Origin of the sequence: Ulvibacterium sp., from assembly GCF_028285715.1 — a bacterium.
GTDB lineage: Bacteria > Bacteroidota > Bacteroidia > Flavobacteriales > Flavobacteriaceae > Ulvibacterium.
On the sequence record NZ_JANQOO010000035.1, the window covers coordinates 700457 to 718092 of the forward strand.

Genomic DNA, 17636 nt, shown 5'->3' on the forward strand with positions numbered 1-17636 from the left:
CTTTTCTTTATTTTCTATTTGACATAATGTTGGTAAGGGCTATTATTTAAAATACTCTATTTGATTATGGAAAATATATTCGCCAAGCACTTTCATACCATTTGTAAAGACCTTTATTTCCCAATTCGACAAATATGTGTGTGGGCTGATATTATGCTCGAAAAACATGAAATTATCAGTATTTGCAAGGGTTTTCGACGGAATTAAGAATATTAAAGGTTCTTTCTCAGGAATAAAGCCTATTAATGCTATCCAAAGGTCTTCCCGTGGTTCTCCTAACCGTTCTTTTGGCACTTTTGAGCTTTGTTGCGCTATAAAGTCCATAGGTTGTAAAAAGATTTCTGACTGCTTTCCTGATTCGCTTTTTACAATAAAATCGACTCCTTCCCGGCCATTTTCCCTTATGCTGATTTCGAGACCTGAATTGGTCATTTCAGATTTTAATACTTCTTCTGCTTGGCTTTGGAAATCTTGCATGTAACGAAAGTATCTTTTCTTTTTTCCTTGATGAAAAAAGAAACAAAAAAATCAAGGCTTACAGATAATTTTGGAAACAATGTACTGGTCAGTCGCTATATTTTAGGATCCATTGTAAATATTAAGACTACTTCAAGGTTAAAAGAATCGGGTTGATTATCAAGAAAAATTGTAACCCAACCCCTAAAATATGGCCGCTCTTCTCCCCTATTGTTTTCGCCAAAATTCTCTTAGGCCGGTTGCCATCATCTTATCATGGAACCATATTTACCTGAAACCTTGCGGGAAATTGGTAGCCAAAAAATCGAGCGGGTTTATTCCTTTGCCCTGCGACATTCCTAAAGCTTCTGGCGAAACATCATCTGTTGGCCAAATACTTTGTGCATTAGATAATTCAAATAATCTTGAATCTTTTATTTGTTTAGAAAATTTCTCAAAGCGACCCTCTTCATTATTGTAGGCAAACGCTAAAGAACTAGCAATTAAGTCCGCACATTGAACACCAAATTCATTAACAGAATTCACCAACTCAACTGAATTTATTTGATGTGGGAAAGTCATTGTCCTATTGTCATATCCAATCTCAATTTTCTTTTTAGTTGTATTACTCAATTCAAGTGTTTTTTCTATGTAAAGATTATAATGTTCTAATTGTTTCGACTGATCAAAACGAACATCAATTTTTTTCCCCAAACGCTTAGACCATTTATCACACAGTACTAAAAAAGTAGAAAAAGTTACATCAATGGTAAAGCGGTCAATTGCTTCTATTATTTCATCAATATGCCTCTTACTTTCCTTTATAGGTTTTAGAATTTCCTTTTCTTCAATTTGGCTATACAACTCATCAACCAAAATGTAGAAATTTTTAATTGCTGTTGCGTCCTTTGTCCGTACCATTTCTACAAATGACTCAAGGAATTTTTTAAAAAGTTGTTTGTTCCAGAAAAAATTGCCAAAATAAAATAGATGATTAGTATAGGCTATATGTCTTCCATTAATATATATGTCATAACCTTTGTGGTGTAGAACAGTTTCTGCCAGTAAATCTACGATCTGACCGCAGGTGGCGAACTCTTTATTTACATAGTATAATACCACGTATTGTTCGTGAATCCATTTACTATTTAAAAAAGAAAGAATTTTTCTGCGACCTGCGCCACTTTTTTTCAAATTCTTAAAGTGTATTTCTCCATCTACCCCCAAGAATTCTTTAATTTTTTGTTGGTGTTCTACCAAATAATTTACGGATGCTAAAACAAATACTTTTTGGTCTTGATTAAGCATATCTTGACCAGTATTTCCAGATTCATCGAAGTAGATAGTACTTGCCATATTGAATTATCACTTAGACTAACAAAGTATTTTTAATATAGGCAATACCTGTATCAGACACCCTATAGCCACCTTTATGCTTGAACACTTTTTTTGTGGACATATTAGACTTCATAAATGCTGATGCATTTGATAATTTCACCCCCTGTTCAACCAGCAAATTTGACGCTTCTCGTGTTGAAAAAATTCTTTCTTCTGATAAGAGCTGAGCATAGTATCCCGCCAAAAGAATTTTATCCACATCCTTTGCGCTATTGGGTAGTTTATGATATAACTCTCCAAAAGACAGTTCGCTAATTGAATCCATAGAATCACTTGATCTTACTTTATTGGTTTCAACGGCTTCTCCAAGAGTGCTATTCTCACCACTGGATTGGCTATTCTGCGAAGAATCTGAAGAGTAAATCTTGTCCAAAAAGGAATCTATTGTTTCATTGTATTTTGCGATGAACTCTTCAGAACCCTCTATTTCAAATTCTCTGGAAGTCAGGTTTATTCTAATTTTCGACTTTTCATCCATAATATTTTATTTATTTAATTTTAGTATTAGTCTTTCTGCTTCTGCTTTACCCGATGGAGATATCCAACATTTACCATCACCTTTATTTACTTCTATCAACCTTGCCTTATGTAAAGGTTCAAGCACAAGTTTTAGGAAGTTTGGTTTGTTCTGGTATTCAATAACCAAGCGCATGTCTTCTAACTTCCTTGGACTTTCATCAAATAGAAGAATTAAAACTTGATTCTTCGCTGAGACCTTACTATTTAAGATTCTTTGCGAGTTTTCGCCCTTCCACAAAACATCTATATTTCTTTCAGCTATAGCGTCCACTATTCTCTGGGTTTCGCTAATTGCCAAACCAGATGTCAGCCGGATGATTTCTGCCAGCACCCATTTAACAGAATAAAAAATTAGAGTCGCGTCCATTTTATTTGGTGAAATCTTTCCTACATGTCCGACACCTCGCTTGTTCCTTATGTTGAAAATACTTTTCAAAGTTCTAGGTATCAACATTCTAAAAGATTCGTCTCCACTGGCGTTTTCGTACTGTTTCAATACGGCATCATTGAAATTTGTCAGTTTAGAACCATACGGAGTAAAAGACCCGAACAACTCAAATTCAAGTATTCTTCGAACCGATTCTACAAAGTGTCCAGCATCTAATTCACTAGACTTCCATTTTTGCATCACAAAATTCTCTTCTATCTCTTGGTAGGATTCAACGAGTCGTTCTGTAATTTCATTGCCATACCTAGCAAGCAAAATTGGATGTACTTTACTCACCATTAAGTTGCTTTATAAGATTTTCTGCTTCTTTTATTCCTGGTCTTATAAGCTTAGCCGATTGGCTCTGTCCAGAACCACTAATAAGAAAAAGCTTCTTTTGCTTATTCATATGCTTTGAAAAGTTGGGTTTGTCAACTTCACCATAATCAACACACATGTCCCTAAGTTCTTTAAATGAAACTTCCAAAACCTCCAGTTGCATTTTACCCCACATATATAGTAGTATAACATTCATCATTTTCTTTGCGGTAGTATTGCCCGGTACATCCGCAATTACCTTAACTGTTTCACCGTCTATAACAATAACATTCTCGAAAGATAATCCTGAACTCGCGCTAGAATGTTTCTTCTCTTCTACATAGTCTATTACCTCAATGTCTTCGGTGGGCGGAAGGAGGACTGTTTTTTTTCTTTGTATGCCAACATTTTCTTGTACCACAAGGTTTTCAAGACTACCTTGTATGATAGATTTAAAATTTTCGATTTGTTCATTCACAAATTCTTCGTTTCCAGATATTTCAAATTCCTTGCTCTTCAAGGAGAATTTTATTCTGGCTTTGTGGGATGTTTTCGACTCCATGATAAAAAATGATTTAAAATTTGAAATCATATAATCAAAATGTGTACCAACTACATTTTTATGCAAACTTCTTCTAGCTTTGGCATGCCAAATCGATAAAAGTCTATATTATATCGATAATCAGTACTTTATTGTCAATATGTCATAAAAATTGATTCTTTTGACAGTGACATTATGTCAATATGGATTTGTTAATAATCATTTATACTCAAATTTTTAGTAGTAATAAATAAGTATTTATTATTTATTATAACATAACTTGCTTTATATCAATTATATAACTAATTATTGAAATGAATATTTATTATATAGACTAGTACGGTATATATTTTAATAATTTTTGTTTTATTAGAATTCATCTTGTATAAGATTTTTAGGAATAGATTCTTTTTTCCATTCCACACACATTACACTCCTCGCCTATACCTTCGCTTGACTCAGGATAGGCTCGAATCGCATAATAAGTGTTCCATTACCTTTTCAGAAGATGCTTTAAGAAGAAAAATTTGAAGGGAAATCGCAGAAGAAAACTTTGCTTTACCCAAGCAAAGTTACATAACGCGGTACATTATAGTACACGTGGCAATAGCGAAAGCCCGGTGAGCTTTTGATATTGACGGCGAGATGATGTGGTGGGCTTAATTGGTAGCCTCTCCCACAAAATGCGCGTAATTCATAATTCTATATTATTTCAAATATCCCTTATATACGGTCATGTTTTAAGCATAATAAATTAAGGAGTTGTATATACAACTTTTATTGTATATTTATAAAATGATTAATCCCATTATTTTAGAAGATTGTATTTCTAGTAAGGTAATGCGACTTAGTAGATTTACGGCAAATGTTTTTAGAAAACATATTAAACCCTTTGGAATTACTGAAAGCCAATTAGCGCTGTTATTCATTCTATATACTAATAGGAATTTGAATCAGAAAAGGCTTTCTGAGGTTTCACTACTTGAAAAATCATCGTTAAATCGAAATTTAAACCGATTGTTTACAGCAGAGTTAATTACAAAAGATGATTTCCCCATAATAACAATCACAAAAAAGGGGGAAGAATTATTAGAAACTATTATTCCTGAATGGCAAAAGGCTATGAATAGGATGGAACAGCTCCTTGATAAAGATGGTTTACATGCTTTAAATTTAGTACTGGAAAAGGTAGCTATAACTCAATGATTTAAAATTAGCTTATGAAGAATTATGAAATCTTTATGCGAATTGCAAGTGGTAGAACCGATGCAGTATTAGAACTTATGTCAAAAAAAAACTGGAAAAGCTTAATTGTTGCTGATTACCCCAGTATATTCCAATGGTTGATATTTTATAATGATGTAACTGCACTTAGACTTGTTGAGCAAGAAGGTCTAGCTATAAAATCTATGGATTTAAATAATGACCTTTGTGATGCTGCCTTTTTTGGTCATTGGCAAACATGCGATTTTCTAATAAAAAGAGGCGCAAATGTCAATCATCAACATCCAGATAATAGCGAAACTCCATTACATGCCGCCTTGTGCAAGGCAGGAAGGCCTTATTACCACAATGTAGTACGAGTTTTACTTGAATCCGGCGCAAATCCAAATATAGTTACCACTCCTAATCTAGAGACGGGGTCATTTATGAGAGACGTAAGAACCTGTGGTGAAACGCCTTTGCATAGGGCAGCAGCTTATGGAGATGAAAAAATCATTGAGCTATTGTTAAAAAATGGTGCCAAAAAGGAGGTAAAAGATGCCAATGGGGACACCCCGCTCTCTTGGGCGAGTAAACATTTAAGACCTGCATCGATACTATCTTTACTTTGCTATGGGAATCATAAAATTGGAGAAAATTCTTTAAACGCTATCACTAGTGACCATGGGTGTGGATGGGGAAATGGTATGGAAAATAAATTTATAGGGAAGTATATTAGAGAATAATTACTGATCAGAATTTAGTATTAAAACCCATTCCACAAACTTTCACCTCCCCCACTCTCCTACTTCGCTTTTCAAGCTCCGAAGAATTCGTTAACGGTTCGGCAGAAACCGTATTTACTCACGCTATTATTATTTATGAATATAGGTGCTCGTGAATCTCTCGCTCAAAAAAGAAAAGATCTACCAGACCTTCTCTTTTTATGCCGTCAAAGCAAAGTTACCCGTCTTCGACCCTTACGGCAGACAGGCATAACGCGGTACAACTTGTCTGCCCTAGTAGATTACGGAGCAAGCCTATCCGTAATTTATGGATAGCCTAGTCGGGTTGGTGTAATACCCCAGGTCACTTACGCCTTTTATAGATAAACCATGCCACCCATAATGTCATATACATCATAATTAACGTATATATAGCGGGTCTGGGATTTTCAAGACTGCTAATGGACCCTGAATACGCCGCTATAAAGGCATAGGGAATACTATTTACCGACCAGGCCACATAGAATTTTGTAAAACGCATTTTGGTTATACCGGCCATACAGGCACATACTTCGGAAAGTATGGGAGTACTCCTGCTCAATAGAATCATAGGTAACCCATATTGCTCAAAAGCTATTTTCGCCTCTCCCCTTTTTGTCTCGGAAGGGATGACGTATTTCAAAAAAGACGATCCATACATTCGACTGAGCCAATACCCAATTGCGCCTGCGGCCATGATACCAATTGAAGCGCTGAGACCCCCTACCGTAAAACCCAGAAAATAGCCTGCTAGTATACAGGTGGTAAGCGTGGGAACGGCAATAAAAATGTCTACTGCCAAAATCAGTATCACGATAAGGGATACGTACCATGGATTACTGCCTTTTGCTCTTTCCAACCAGCTCGTAACATCTTCCACGCTGCAGGCTCCCGTAAGACTTACGAATAGAAAGGTCGTTGCAAAAACCAAACCCAGCAAAACCATAATCTTCACTAATGGCTTCACTTTTCCGCTCCTTTCCTTATAATGAGCTCCGCCATTGATGGCCACAAACGGTTAATGACCTTTAATAGCTTTACCTTCCCTATGCGTATTTCATATTTATCTTTTTTGAACGCATCCACAAACTCATCTGCCAACTGTTCAGGAGAAATCTTCTTTCTACCGCGACCTGTGGTCATCCGTGTGTCGACCAAAGGTGGAATGATTTCAAAAACCTTGACGTCCTGAAGCTGGTCCCGTAAAGACTTCGAAAAAATATGTATGCCAGCCTTTGTACAGCAGTAGACCGGTGCTTGTTTTTTGGGCACTAATCCCAGGCCGGAGGACACATTTACTATGGCCGCGTTGTCATTCCCCTTGAGCACAGGTAACAACAAGGCAATGAGTTTGATCGGCGCCAAAAGGTTCACATTGATTTCCTGTTCAATTTTTCCAAGAAGTTGCGGCTCTTCCGCAAAATGATAGTTATGTTGAATACCAGCATTATTGATTAAGATATTCACGTCTGGATGCTCCTGTTCTATAAACAAGATCAACCGATCCAAGTCGATATCCTTGGAGATATCACAAGAAAATGGAATGATTCGCTCATCCCATTGGGCAAGCTGTTTGAGTTTAAATTCGTTTCTTCCCAGGGCAATGATTTGATTGTCTAGACCCAATAACTTCTTGAGCAATGCCTCTCCAATACCAGCGGTAGATCCCGTGATAAGGATTTTGTTTCCATGTAGTTTCATCTTTTCAATTTAGAATGAATAACACGGCAAATTTCCAGGCTTTTGTGGACGATTCCATGTACATATGTAAAGGAATGCGCGGGAGAGGGGTTTACCTTTGCCTCCTGATTCTGCTCAGCTGTGTAGGGCTTACTCCCAAATACGAAGCGATATGATATTGTGGAATCCGTTGTTCCAACTCTGGGTGTTCTTTTTGGAAGATGGTATAACGGTCTTTGGCCTCAAGCGTTACGAGTTCTATTTCCCTTTTTTCCTTGCGAACAAAGAATTGCTCGGCCAAGATGCGGGCCAAACGCTCCACTTTGGGAAATGGGGCGTAAAGATCTTTTACCTTTTTGTATTCCGCCACTAATAGGTTGCAGTCCGTTAAGGCGTCGATATCTATTAAATTTTTTTCTCCCGTAACCAGCGCCGAATAGGCCCCTACAAAATTGTTTTCGGTAAAAAAGGTTTTATTGTATTCCTCGCCCCGATCATTACTGTAGTAAGCGCGCAACACTCCTGATTTTACAAAGGCAATATTTCGGGAATACTCCCCTTTTTGTGCAAAAACCATCCCTTTTTTGAAGTCTAGCGGCGAGAACAAATTCAAAAAGGCATCCAAGGCTTCCGGATCAAAATCAACGATGTTATTTAGTGTCTCCTGCAACATGGTATTTAAAGATGAACAAGCCGTTTCATGGGTAAAATGACATTCTCTTTAGAACAAATTGTGCTTAACCCTAGCCTTGACATATTTCTCCAACTGCTTTTTTTGTTTTCAGGTAAACTGGAATTCTCAGTCGAACCTTTTTGATTTATGAAGTCTTGTCATGAGTTCTTCAAACAATCTCAACGTCATATTGAATTCAGAAACACTTAAACGTCCAGAATTATGTACAAGATAGTGCACATAATCATTCAAATGCAATCAAACACTTTGATATTACGTAAAATAAATATGGGTATCGACGCGGCCAAGAAACGTAAAGATAGCTGAGCTTGCTCACGGATTTGGTAAAAGCGCATAAATTTCGAAGCACTTGCTTACATCCTCCCCCGAATCGGCTTTCAGGGTTGCTATCTATCAATCAATCCGTAATCGGCGTGCTCTAATACTGGTGCCGTTACCATCGCCGGACCATGACCCCCAAACCGCAAATAGGGTACCATCCGGTGCAAGGGCAATAGCTGGAAAGACTTGATAGCTGTCTTTTTTGCTATTGACCGTGAATTGATCGCCATCGCCTGTACCTGTGGCCAGCAAACGGCGCCCATATATTTCATCGCTACTATCATTTGATGAGGCATCACCTTGCCAAATGGCAACGAACCCACCACGGTCGTCCTTGGCAATTCCGAGATTTTGATTTCCACCGGTGTTTTGGCTGAGTACAATTTCATCGGTTACAGCGGTGCCATCACTGTTATAGATCCGTGCCGCGATATCACTGGCCAACGTCTGGGCACTACCGCATTTCTCCGGATCTTCCAGATGTTCCCAAACAATGACAAACGTTCCATCCGCTTGCGTGGCAATATCCGGGTTTTTTTGATCGCAGATTTCGCGTATGTTCACTTGCTCTTCCATGGTCATTAATGCAGTACCATCGCTACCAAAGCGTTTAAAAACGATCGCAATCCTTTCGGAATCAATATTCAGACTTTCCCACACCACGATAAAACCACTGGGCACGGCTGAGATTCTGGCCGTATTTTGCCATCCGTCTATCACCGTATTTACCCGAAATTCGCCGTTGCTTATATCATTGAATTCATCATCGTAAACGCGAGCATAGATTTCACCTGCCTTTCCATCCTGGTCCGCGCTCTCCCAAATGACCATTAAGTTGCCATTGCTGTGATACGCGGCATACGCTTGGTCTTGATTGGAGTTGGTTTCTTCATTAATTTGAAACTCGCCACCAACTTCATTGCCATCGCCGTCATAGCGTTGGGCATACACCCCAAAACCGCTACCATCTTGATCTTTGCTGCGCCAGAAAATGATATGCGAACCATCATCCGCAACGGCAACCGTAGGTTGACTTTGGGTCGATGCGGTTTCTGTGTTCACCACAAATTCATCGCCCCATTTGGACCCATCCGTATTATACCGCTGAGCCGCTACGGCAAGTCCATCGTTATCCTGCCCATCGCTCTCCCAAACCACTATGGCCTTACCATCCGGAGCAATAGCGACTTTGGGATAGTTCTGATTCTTGTCGGTATAGGAATTGACTTGAAAGTCGTCACCAAGAAGCGATAAAGTGCCACTAGTTTCTTCACCGTTTTCGGTACCAGTTTCTCCATCATTCGCATTGCCAGTTTCTTCAGCGTTTTCTTCGCCAATCATCTCAATATCTTTATCAGAGCAGGAAGTGAGGGCAGAAACCAGGCAAAACATCACAAAAGCCAGTCTTTTCATAGGTATTTCGTTTTATGGATTTGGGTCATCAAATTGTACAAATGCTATGTACAAAGGCTTTGCGTTAATCGATTTCAATAGATGTCCAAGCGATACCATGTTTGGCCTTTACAAATACGCATTTGATTGTCATGGGCTTATGTAGGCAACCTGCCTAATGTCCACGTACTAAGTCTAAACTTCCAACTTTGCTATTTATTGCCAAAAAAAGAGGCTACGTGCCTACTTTGAGCAATCCTAGGTGTTATCCTGCCTGTGGGTGCTGCGTTTTGTGATAACATTTTTCTCCTTTTAAGGAGACGATGCCCTAGTGGTTTTTGATGGCAGCCGCCCATCTCGTTGAAAAAAGTAATAAACAAGTCTATGAATACCTTCAGTTTGCATGTACCCCTTTAGTTTAGATTTGAACGGGCGCGGGTAAATTCCAACGTAGTCTCAATCGATGCCGACACCTATGCTTAGTTTCTTATTTTTACGGCATGCAATATTCGAGTGGTTTTTGGAGGGCGATTTTGTTGATGTATACGTTGTGTACCCCTATTCCTCTGATTTCTTCAGGAACGGATTTACAAGAACCAACCGATATCCAGGAACTGGAACTCCTTATTGAAACTTACTTCCAACAACGGGATGAGGAACCTCAAAAGGCATTGAGAACGATAAGAAAAGCGGCGCGTTTGGCCAACAGAACCTTTTCGGATCGGTCAACATTAAGCGAATCTCAACGTAAGCTTTGGCAACAGGCGGAAGGGTACCTGGCCCTCTCCCAATTTGATCGTGGGCGGTTTTTGGAATCGGAGGAACATTGGGTCAAAACCCATGCCATTCACGACACCATTCTGGACACGAACCTGCGCAACGAATTGAAGACACGCCGGATCCTACTGGACTCAGCCTTGATGGAGGTCAAATTCCCGGAAACCAAGGAATGGCTACGCAATTTGAAGCCCGGTAAAAAAGTGGCGGATCAGTTTTCCCGGGGCACCCAGCAAGTACAGGCGAATATGGAACAGCGGATGTTCACCAGTGCGGTCCGAAAAGGGAATATTAATTCCGCCCTCAAGCATTATAACAAGGCCTCCGACCTATTGGATGAATTGGGCGACGAGGCGGGACTGCAGGAATTGGAGACCCAATATCAGACGTGGCTCGCCCAAATGGATTCTACCTTGATCGTCAATCATATCAAAGAGGAAGCGGTCCTTGAACCCCAAAAAGAGGAAGTAGTGTTGGAGCCCCTGGAAAACGAGCGTCTGGAAACGCTGAAGGCCGAAGCGCAGGCCATAGAAAACTCAGGATTGAGTACTGAGCAGGCCACTTTGTTCGAACGCTACAAATCACTTCAAAAAGCCATTGCCGAGGAAGAGAAAAGAAATGCCTTGGCGCTCCAGGACAAGGAGAACCAGATTCAAAATCAGGAGTTGGAGATACGCGTACTATTGCAAGAAAAGGATATCAGCAAGTTGTCCCTGCAACAACAACGGCTGATCGGAGAAGAGGAGGCACGGAAAAAGCGAAACCTCATGATAGTCCTGGCACTGGTCTTCGCCTTGCTCCTTAGTGTGTTCATCCTATACCGCCATAAAATCAGAGCCAATCGTCAGCTTAACCAAGCCAAAAATGAATTGGCCGTAGTCAATGCAAAGGTGGCCGGACTATTACAGGAACAATTATCCGCTGATATTGCCGATACCCTGATCAAGGGGGAGTCCATAGCGGTAAAAGAAGCCTTTGTGGCCGTTATGTTCGTTGATATTCGGGGGTTTACACCTATAGTGGCCCAATTAAAACCGGAAGAGATCAATCACTATCAGAATGCGATATTCGGATTTATGATCGACATCATCGAATCCCATAACGGGAACATCAATCAGCTTCTGGGTGATGGATTTATGGCGACCTTCGGGGCTCCGAAAAGTTTTGGTAATGACGTACAGAATGCGGTGGATGCAGGAATTCAAATACTAAAGGAACTTGCCGAAATCAACAGACTTGGAAAAATACCACAGACGGAAATCGGTATCGGCATCGATTGTGGTGTTGCCGTCATGGGCAATGTAGGGGGTTCAGGAAGAAAACAGTTCAGTATCACTGGAAATGTAGTTATTTCAGCCGCGCGCATAGAGCAGGTCAACAAAACAATCGGTAGCCATTACCTGATTAGTGAAGAAGTGAAGCAAAAAGTAAACCTTGAAGTTGCTTGTAAAGAACATCAAATGGCCCTAAAGGGCAGACAGGGATTGCGCGCACTCTATCAATTACTTCCCTTGGAAGAAGCTGCTTTACCATCATGATTCAGGGCGGTCAGTTACAAAAAGCAACATCCAACCTCAAATAAAATGGGGCGTTATTGCTCGGGCACCAAGCGTATTAATCTACCAGGGCCCTCTACCACAACATAGAGATAACCATCCGTACCCATTTGTGCATCACGTACCCGGCCTATCCCGTCCAACAATGTTTCATGGCCTACGACGGTGTTGCCGTTCATCTTTAAACGATGGAGGTATTCGAATTTGAGCGAGCCGACGAACAGGTCATTTCTCCAACTCCCATAAAAATCGCTGGATACGAATGTCATTCCACAGGGCGCAATGGAAGGGGTCCAGTAGTATACGGGCTGTTCCATGCCGTTCAATTCGGTAAGGTCCGTAAATGTGGTGCCATCATAATTAATGCCGTATGAAATCACGGGCCAACCATTGTTGTTTCCTGCCTCCAAAATATTGATTTCATCCCCGCCCTGAGGCCCGTGCTCACCTTCCCAAACTGCTCCAGTTTGCGGATGTAGGCTCATGCCTTGCGGATTGCGCGTACCATAGGTGAAAATTGAATTGACCGCTCCAGGGGTAGTATAAAAAGGGTTGTCAGTAGGAATTTCACCGTCGTCCTGGATACGGTGTATTTTTCCGATAGCATTGTCCAATTCCTGAGGATACACATCCCTATATCCGCGATCACCCACGGAAACATATAGGTAACCATTGTTGTCAAATACGAGTCGGGACCCAAAATGTTGCCCACTATTCAGATATGGCAGTGCCGTAAAGATGTTCTCCACATCAATCAAGTTGTTGCCCTGTAGCCTGGCTCTTGCCACAGCAGTACTCCTTTCGGACGAATTACTGGGGTTGACCCGGGAATAGGATAGATAAACGAATGCATTGTTTTCAAAATCGGGATGTATGAGCACATCCAACAAGCCCCCCTGCCCTTGCGAAGCCACCTCCGGGACACCGGTAACTTCTGTCAATTGCTTGTCATTCCCTACCAAAAATAGCCTTCCCCCACGCTCGGTGACCAAAATTTCACCATTGGGCAATTGTTCCAACCCCCAAGGAATGCCGGGAATATCATCGGTGAGGGTCTCCACTCGGAAGGTAAGGTCATCGGATGTAATCAAACCGGACAAATCGGGGTTCTCCGCCTCCAACATCGCTTTGGTCTTTCCATCGATCTCGGTAAGGATATAATTGGTCAGATCCTCGATTTCCTGTGCGCCCAAAGCCGATCCGTAAGCGGGCATGCCATTGTCCGCATACCCATCCGTTATGGATTGTATCACCTCTTCCAGGGAATTGCCATAGGTCCATTCGCGTTCCACAAAGGAGCCCAAGTCCTGCCCATGGCAACCGCCACATTGATTTCTATAGGTAAGGGCAACTCCCTCCAAATCCACGATTTCATCGCCCGGATTCATTCCTTCCTCGGGCGATACGGGATCCTCAGAGCTGTTACAGCCCAATAGTAGTGACAAGAAAAATAACCCCACCCATTGCGTTGTGGTGTAGGAGTGCTTTAGTTTAATAGTGATTTCGGAAAACGGATTTGAGGTGCTCGGAGCCATAGTATTCCTTATTATATTGTAGGAGTGCTTTTATTAGTTTGTGTAGTGGTAAATTCATGTTCACCCCCGACATAACCACAGACACCAAGCACATCCATGTTACTTATCTTATAACGAAGTATATACGAATAAAGTATGGGGTTGGGATGACAATGGGGTATTCGTTATCTTCATTTTCTTTTTGTTTTCCAGTTGTTTATGGAACACAATGTACCAAGCAAAAGGCGTAAAGCTCGGGAACTGTTCGAAAAGATGTTTTATCCGTAAAGAGTTCTTCTGTCAATGCGGGACAATCTGAAAAATAATTCGCAAGCTGTTTCTTTTTAAACCCAAAAAGGCCTTGGGTCACCCGAACCATTTCCGGGTCTCCGGGCCTATAAAATAAAGGAAAGGCATCCAGATAGGAATTGTCATCATGGACAAAAAGATATTCAAAATAGATGAGCCCCTCCGATTGACGGATTACCTTCAAAAATACACGCGGTGCCGCCTCATCCGTATAATATCGAAACTTAAAGAAGGCACTTTCCTCCCGAAACGGCATGGATAGGAAATGTTGTCCCTGATACCCGTATCCCAAAATAGCGTCGGGCACATACTTTTTGGTACGGGACCTGCCTGCCTCCTTAAACCGGATCTTGTTATACAGGGAAACAAAGGGTTCCGGCGATCGATCCTTAACGAGCCCTGGAATGGTGTCCCCGTTCATTGCGATAATGTATCCCTTCTGGAACGATTTTTTCTGTGCGGTCAAAGGATGGATAGCGCAAAGCAGAATAACCACTAGTATTGGCCTTTTGAACATTTCACTCATTGGATTGGTTTTGGTACATCAGGTAAATCATCAAATGGTGTACCATAATTACTGGCAAGGCTGTATTTCGCTTCGACTTTAGGGGAATTCAATGAAAAATTGTCGTTTTTCAATCACGCATTCTTCAACCGGCTTACGGGTCTATATCGCCTTGGTTGCCCCTTGGATGCAACTCTTGGCACAGTGAAATGCGGTCATATTGAACATTAATGGTACATTTGACCTTCTTCATGCTATCTCAACTTATGAAATATATAGGCTATCTGTTTGTATTCGTTTTTTTGGTGATTTCCTGTACTTCCAAGCCTTTAACCAGTAAGGAAATTGCCCTGAAGTGCCAAGAACATCATGATACGGAGGGTCGCTGGTATGATAAGGCGGTAGCCTTGGAACTGGAAAGTAAAAGCATTTTTAGCGATAATAACGCAGAGCGTATCCATCTCAAAATCGATAACAAGGCCAATACGTTTGAGTATCATAATCTATTTCGCGAAGTACACTTGGAATTCCGACGGGATACCTGTATCGCGCATAACAACAATTCCAGCTGTGAGGACTATGAATGGGCCTCAAGGTTCTATCCCTACATTTGGGGGATGCATGCCAAGTTTTTCGACCCAGGAATTCAGCTAAAGGAAGCCTATGAGGAAGCGGTAATCAACGCGGTACCTGTGTATGTGATCCATATTGATTACGAAAAAGAAAACTGGGACTTTTACATTGACAAAAGCTCTTTTTATCTATTAGGCTTTAAGTTTGTTAAAAAAGATGAAAGTGGCGGGGAAATCGTGTATAACGAAGGGAGCAAGAATGTAAACGGAACGATAATGCCCATCAAAAGAACCTGGTATGATTTAGATATGAAGTTGTTGGGGACGGATGTTTTAAAGTAGATATGGCTACATCGTTTCCACGATTTTTTGGTTATTTTGGGGTGTAACCAAAATCAAACCAATGAAGTCCGGTCTCTTCTACCTATTTTTTTTACTGATTCTATGTGCTGCTCCGGCACAGGAAACCTTAAAGCTTGAGGATATGTATGCCCACGGCACCTATGCCGCCAAAGGTTATGGGCCCGTACGATGGATGAAGGACAATACCGGTTATTCTACCTTGGAGGTAAACCCGAAATTTGGGGGAAAGGATATCATACGGTATGAGGCCAGATCCGGGAAAAGATCGGTATTGGTTTCGGCGGAACAGTTAATACCCCCAGGGGAATCGGCACCCTTGTCCATTCGGAATTATGAGTGGTCCCTGGACAACTCAAAATTGTTGATCTTTACGAATACACGAAAAGTTTGGCGCTACCATACACGAGGGGATTATTGGGTCTTGGATTTGGCATCGGGCGCGTTGACACAGCTGGGGAAATCCATGGAGCGCAGCACCCTGATGTTCGCCAAATTTTCACCGGACGCCTCAAGGGTCGGTTATGTGAGCAAGAACAATATTTATGTAGATGATCTGGAATCCGGCCAAACCACCCAAATCACCTTTGACGGCAATGAAAACATAATCAATGGTACGTTTGATTGGGTCTATGAGGAAGAACTGTCGTGCAGGGATGGGTTTCGATGGAGTCCGGATGGGGAACAAATCGCCTATTGGCGGTCCGACACCAAGAACATCGGGACCTTTTATATGATCAACAATGTGGATTCCATTTATTCCAAGCCGATTCCGCTTCCGTATCCTAAAGTAGGCACTAAAAATTCTGAGGTTAAGGTGGGGGTAGTGAATGCCGGTGGTGGTGCTACCCGGTGGTTTGAAATTCCCGGAGACCCCACTAACAACTACCTGGCCCGAATGGATTTTATTCCCGATTCCCATGAGGTCATGATACAACAATTGAACAGGAGACAGAATTCCAATACGGTTTGGATCGGGAATACCCAAAGCATGGCACTACACCCTATTTTCACGGACAAGGACGATGCCTGGTTGGATATACACGACAATATCATATGGTTGGAAAATGGAAAACACTTTACCTGGACCAGCGAAAAGGATGGGTGGTTACGCCTATATAAGGTATCTCGTGATGGAAAACAATGGCGTACCATTACCCAGGGAAACATGGACGTGGTTCGGATCAATTGTATCGACCCCAAAGGAGGTTATGTGTATTACATTGCCTCGCCAGATAATTATACCCAACGCTATTTGTACCGAAGTAAGCTCGATGGCAGCAGTGCCACGGAAAAAGTGAGTCCAAACGATCAATTGGGGCAACATGCCTATCAAATTTCGGCGGATGCCCAATACGCCATTCATACCTTTCAAAACACAACAACGCCACAGGTCATTTCCTTGATCAATCTGCAGAGGCACCAACGGATCCGGGTCTTGGAGGACAATACAGCATTGGCCAACAAGGTCAATGCGCTAGGGTTAACACCCAAGGAGTTCATTAAAATTGATATAGGTAAAGTGGTATTGGATGCCTGGATAATCAAACCCGCTAATTTTAAACCGGAGAACAAATACCCGATTCTCTTTTATGTCTATGGGGAGCCGGCGGGGTCCACGGTGCAGGATGCCTGGCAAGGCGGAGATTTATGGCATCATTATCTGGCACAACAGGGCTATGTGGTCGTCAGTATCGATAACCGAGGTACCAAGACGCCCAGGGGGCGGGATTGGCGGAAATCCATTTATGGCCAAATCGGAATTTTGGCAGCGCATGACCAAGCGGCCGCGGCGCGACAACTGTTCAAAACCTACCCGTTTATCGATACCGACAAAGTAGGTATTTGGGGTTGGAGCGGTGGCGGTCAAATGACCATGAACTGCCTATTCCGATATCCGGAAATCTATAAATCGGGATTGGCTGTGGCCTTTGTGGCCGATCAACGGCTGTATGACAATATTTACCAAGAGCGGTATATGGGCCTGTTGGAAGACAACGAAGCCAATTATATTGCAGGTTCGCCCATAGCCCATGCCAAAAGTTTAAAAGGGAATCTGATGATCATCCATGGAACAGCAGACGACAATGTCCATTATCAGAGTTTTGAACGGCTGACCAATGAACTCATCAAGCACAACAAAATGTTTGATATGATGTCCTACCCTATGCGATCCCACCGCATCAACGAGCGGGAGAACACTACCTTGCACCTAAGGAGAACGATGGAGAGGTACTGGAAGCGCGTTATGGATTGATGGCTGCGTTTCGGGAGCAGGGAAAAACATTCCAAAATTCCAAATATCAAATTCTAAAAAGACAGTTTGACAT

At 41.7% G+C, this 17636-nt stretch carries 16 protein-coding genes; 5 read left to right on the forward strand and 11 right to left on the reverse strand.

Annotated features, from left to right (window positions below; all coding sequences use genetic code 11):
- Nucleotides 1-42 precede the first annotated feature (42 nt).
- From Q0993_RS20995 to Q0993_RS21015, 5 genes are all read right to left on the reverse strand, one after another.
- Nucleotides 43-477 (reverse strand): hypothetical protein, encoded by a 435-nt coding sequence (locus Q0993_RS20995; protein WP_299537133.1) that lies wholly within the window; start codon nucleotides 475-477, stop codon nucleotides 43-45.
- A gap of 267 nt (nucleotides 478-744) precedes the next feature.
- Nucleotides 745-1812: a DUF3800 domain-containing protein gene (locus Q0993_RS21000; protein ID WP_299537136.1), complete on the reverse strand. Its 1068-nt coding sequence runs from the start codon at nucleotides 1810-1812 to the stop codon at nucleotides 745-747.
- Nucleotides 1813-1825: 13 nt separating this feature from the next.
- On the reverse strand, nucleotides 1826-2332 hold the full coding sequence (locus Q0993_RS21005; protein WP_299537138.1) for a hypothetical protein: 507 nt from the start codon (nucleotides 2330-2332) through the stop codon (nucleotides 1826-1828).
- A 6-nt stretch (nucleotides 2333-2338) separates the two neighbouring features.
- Nucleotides 2339-3100, reverse strand: a complete 762-nt coding sequence (locus Q0993_RS21010) for a hypothetical protein (protein ID WP_299537140.1) — start codon at nucleotides 3098-3100, stop codon at nucleotides 2339-2341.
- Complete coding sequence (locus Q0993_RS21015) at nucleotides 3090-3680, reverse strand: hypothetical protein (RefSeq protein ID WP_166522325.1); 591 nt, start codon at nucleotides 3678-3680, stop codon at nucleotides 3090-3092. Before Q0993_RS21015 ends, Q0993_RS21010 begins: the two co-directional genes overlap by 11 nt.
- Nucleotides 3681-4454: 774 nt before the next feature.
- On the opposite strand from Q0993_RS21015, the gene Q0993_RS21020 reads away from it, so the two are divergent.
- Together Q0993_RS21020 and Q0993_RS21025 are read left to right on the forward strand one after the other, a co-directional pair.
- A complete protein-coding gene (locus Q0993_RS21020; RefSeq protein ID WP_299537144.1) occupies nucleotides 4455-4865 on the forward strand; it encodes a MarR family transcriptional regulator in 411 nt (136 codons plus the stop codon).
- Between the two features lie 14 nt (nucleotides 4866-4879).
- Entirely contained in the window at nucleotides 4880-5608 is a 729-nt protein-coding gene (locus tag Q0993_RS21025) for an ankyrin repeat domain-containing protein (RefSeq protein WP_299537147.1), read from the forward strand.
- A gap of 343 nt (nucleotides 5609-5951) precedes the next feature.
- Here the strand turns inward: Q0993_RS21025 and Q0993_RS21030 are convergent, their stop codons facing one another.
- The 4 genes from Q0993_RS21030 to Q0993_RS21045 form a co-directional block, all read right to left on the reverse strand.
- Complete coding sequence (locus tag Q0993_RS21030; RefSeq protein WP_299537150.1) at nucleotides 5952-6593, reverse strand: VTT domain-containing protein; 642 nt, start codon at nucleotides 6591-6593, stop codon at nucleotides 5952-5954.
- Nucleotides 6590-7327, reverse strand: coding sequence for an SDR family oxidoreductase (locus Q0993_RS21035; RefSeq protein ID WP_299537152.1), 738 nt, complete (start codon nucleotides 7325-7327; stop codon nucleotides 6590-6592). The genes Q0993_RS21030 and Q0993_RS21035 overlap by 4 nt, the downstream gene beginning before the upstream one ends.
- A 91-nt stretch (nucleotides 7328-7418) precedes the next feature.
- Nucleotides 7419-7979, reverse strand: a complete 561-nt coding sequence (locus Q0993_RS21040) for a Crp/Fnr family transcriptional regulator (protein ID WP_299537154.1) — start codon at nucleotides 7977-7979, stop codon at nucleotides 7419-7421.
- Nucleotides 7980-8393: 414 nt separating this feature from the next.
- Complete coding sequence (locus tag Q0993_RS21045) at nucleotides 8394-9734, reverse strand: hypothetical protein (protein ID WP_299537157.1); 1341 nt, start codon at nucleotides 9732-9734, stop codon at nucleotides 8394-8396.
- Between the two features lie 479 nt (nucleotides 9735-10213).
- On the opposite strand from Q0993_RS21045, the gene Q0993_RS21050 reads away from it, so the two are divergent.
- Nucleotides 10214-12028: an adenylate/guanylate cyclase domain-containing protein gene (locus Q0993_RS21050; protein ID WP_299537160.1), complete on the forward strand. Its 1815-nt coding sequence runs from the start codon at nucleotides 10214-10216 to the stop codon at nucleotides 12026-12028.
- A 53-nt stretch (nucleotides 12029-12081) separates the two neighbouring features.
- On the opposite strand, the gene Q0993_RS21055 is transcribed toward Q0993_RS21050, so the two are convergent.
- Together Q0993_RS21055 and Q0993_RS21060 are read right to left on the reverse strand one after the other, a co-directional pair.
- Nucleotides 12082-13581, reverse strand: coding sequence for a PQQ-dependent sugar dehydrogenase (locus tag Q0993_RS21055; protein WP_299537162.1), 1500 nt, complete (start codon nucleotides 13579-13581; stop codon nucleotides 12082-12084).
- Nucleotides 13582-13777: 196 nt separating this feature from the next.
- Nucleotides 13778-14395 carry a hypothetical protein gene (locus Q0993_RS21060; protein ID WP_299537164.1) on the reverse strand — a complete coding sequence of 206 codons (618 nt, stop codon included), beginning with the start codon at nucleotides 14393-14395 and terminating at the stop codon, nucleotides 13778-13780.
- A gap of 245 nt (nucleotides 14396-14640) precedes the next feature.
- Here Q0993_RS21060 and Q0993_RS21065 point away from each other — a divergent pair, with 245 nt between their 5' ends.
- The gene (locus Q0993_RS21065) at nucleotides 14641-15288 is read left to right on the forward strand and encodes a DUF6503 family protein (protein ID WP_299537166.1); all 648 of its coding nucleotides are present in this window, start codon (nucleotides 14641-14643) and stop codon (nucleotides 15286-15288) included.
- Between the two features lie 61 nt (nucleotides 15289-15349).
- Entirely contained in the window at nucleotides 15350-17563 is a 2214-nt protein-coding gene (locus Q0993_RS21070) for a S9 family peptidase (RefSeq protein WP_299537168.1), read from the forward strand.
- Nucleotides 17564-17636 lie beyond the last annotated feature (73 nt).

Coding starts and splice junctions, on each gene's coding strand:
- Q0993_RS21010 (WP_299537140.1), bottom strand. CDS start 3,100: ATGGTGAGTAAAGTACATCCAATTTTGCTTGCTAGGTATGGCAATGAA.
- Q0993_RS21035 (WP_299537152.1), bottom strand. CDS start 7,327: ATGAAACTACATGGAAACAAAATCCTTATCACGGGATCTACCGCTGGT.
- Q0993_RS21020 (WP_299537144.1), top strand. CDS start 4,455: ATGATTAATCCCATTATTTTAGAAGATTGTATTTCTAGTAAGGTAATG.
- Q0993_RS21040 (WP_299537154.1), bottom strand. CDS start 7,979: ATGTTGCAGGAGACACTAAATAACATCGTTGATTTTGATCCGGAAGCC.
- Q0993_RS21065 (WP_299537166.1), top strand. CDS start 14,641: ATGAAATATATAGGCTATCTGTTTGTATTCGTTTTTTTGGTGATTTCC.
- Q0993_RS20995 (WP_299537133.1), bottom strand. CDS start 477: ATGCAAGATTTCCAAAGCCAAGCAGAAGAAGTATTAAAATCTGAAATG.
- Q0993_RS21060 (WP_299537164.1), bottom strand. CDS start 14,395: ATGAGTGAAATGTTCAAAAGGCCAATACTAGTGGTTATTCTGCTTTGC.
- Q0993_RS21015 (WP_166522325.1), bottom strand. CDS start 3,680: ATGGAGTCGAAAACATCCCACAAAGCCAGAATAAAATTCTCCTTGAAG.
- Q0993_RS21050 (WP_299537160.1), top strand. CDS start 10,214: ATGCAATATTCGAGTGGTTTTTGGAGGGCGATTTTGTTGATGTATACG.
- Q0993_RS21070 (WP_299537168.1), top strand. CDS start 15,350: ATGAAGTCCGGTCTCTTCTACCTATTTTTTTTACTGATTCTATGTGCT.
- Q0993_RS21055 (WP_299537162.1), bottom strand. CDS start 13,581: ATGGCTCCGAGCACCTCAAATCCGTTTTCCGAAATCACTATTAAACTA.
- Q0993_RS21000 (WP_299537136.1), bottom strand. CDS start 1,812: ATGGCAAGTACTATCTACTTCGATGAATCTGGAAATACTGGTCAAGAT.
- Q0993_RS21045 (WP_299537157.1), bottom strand. CDS start 9,734: ATGAAAAGACTGGCTTTTGTGATGTTTTGCCTGGTTTCTGCCCTCACT.
- Q0993_RS21005 (WP_299537138.1), bottom strand. CDS start 2,332: ATGGATGAAAAGTCGAAAATTAGAATAAACCTGACTTCCAGAGAATTT.
- Q0993_RS21025 (WP_299537147.1), top strand. CDS start 4,880: ATGAAGAATTATGAAATCTTTATGCGAATTGCAAGTGGTAGAACCGAT.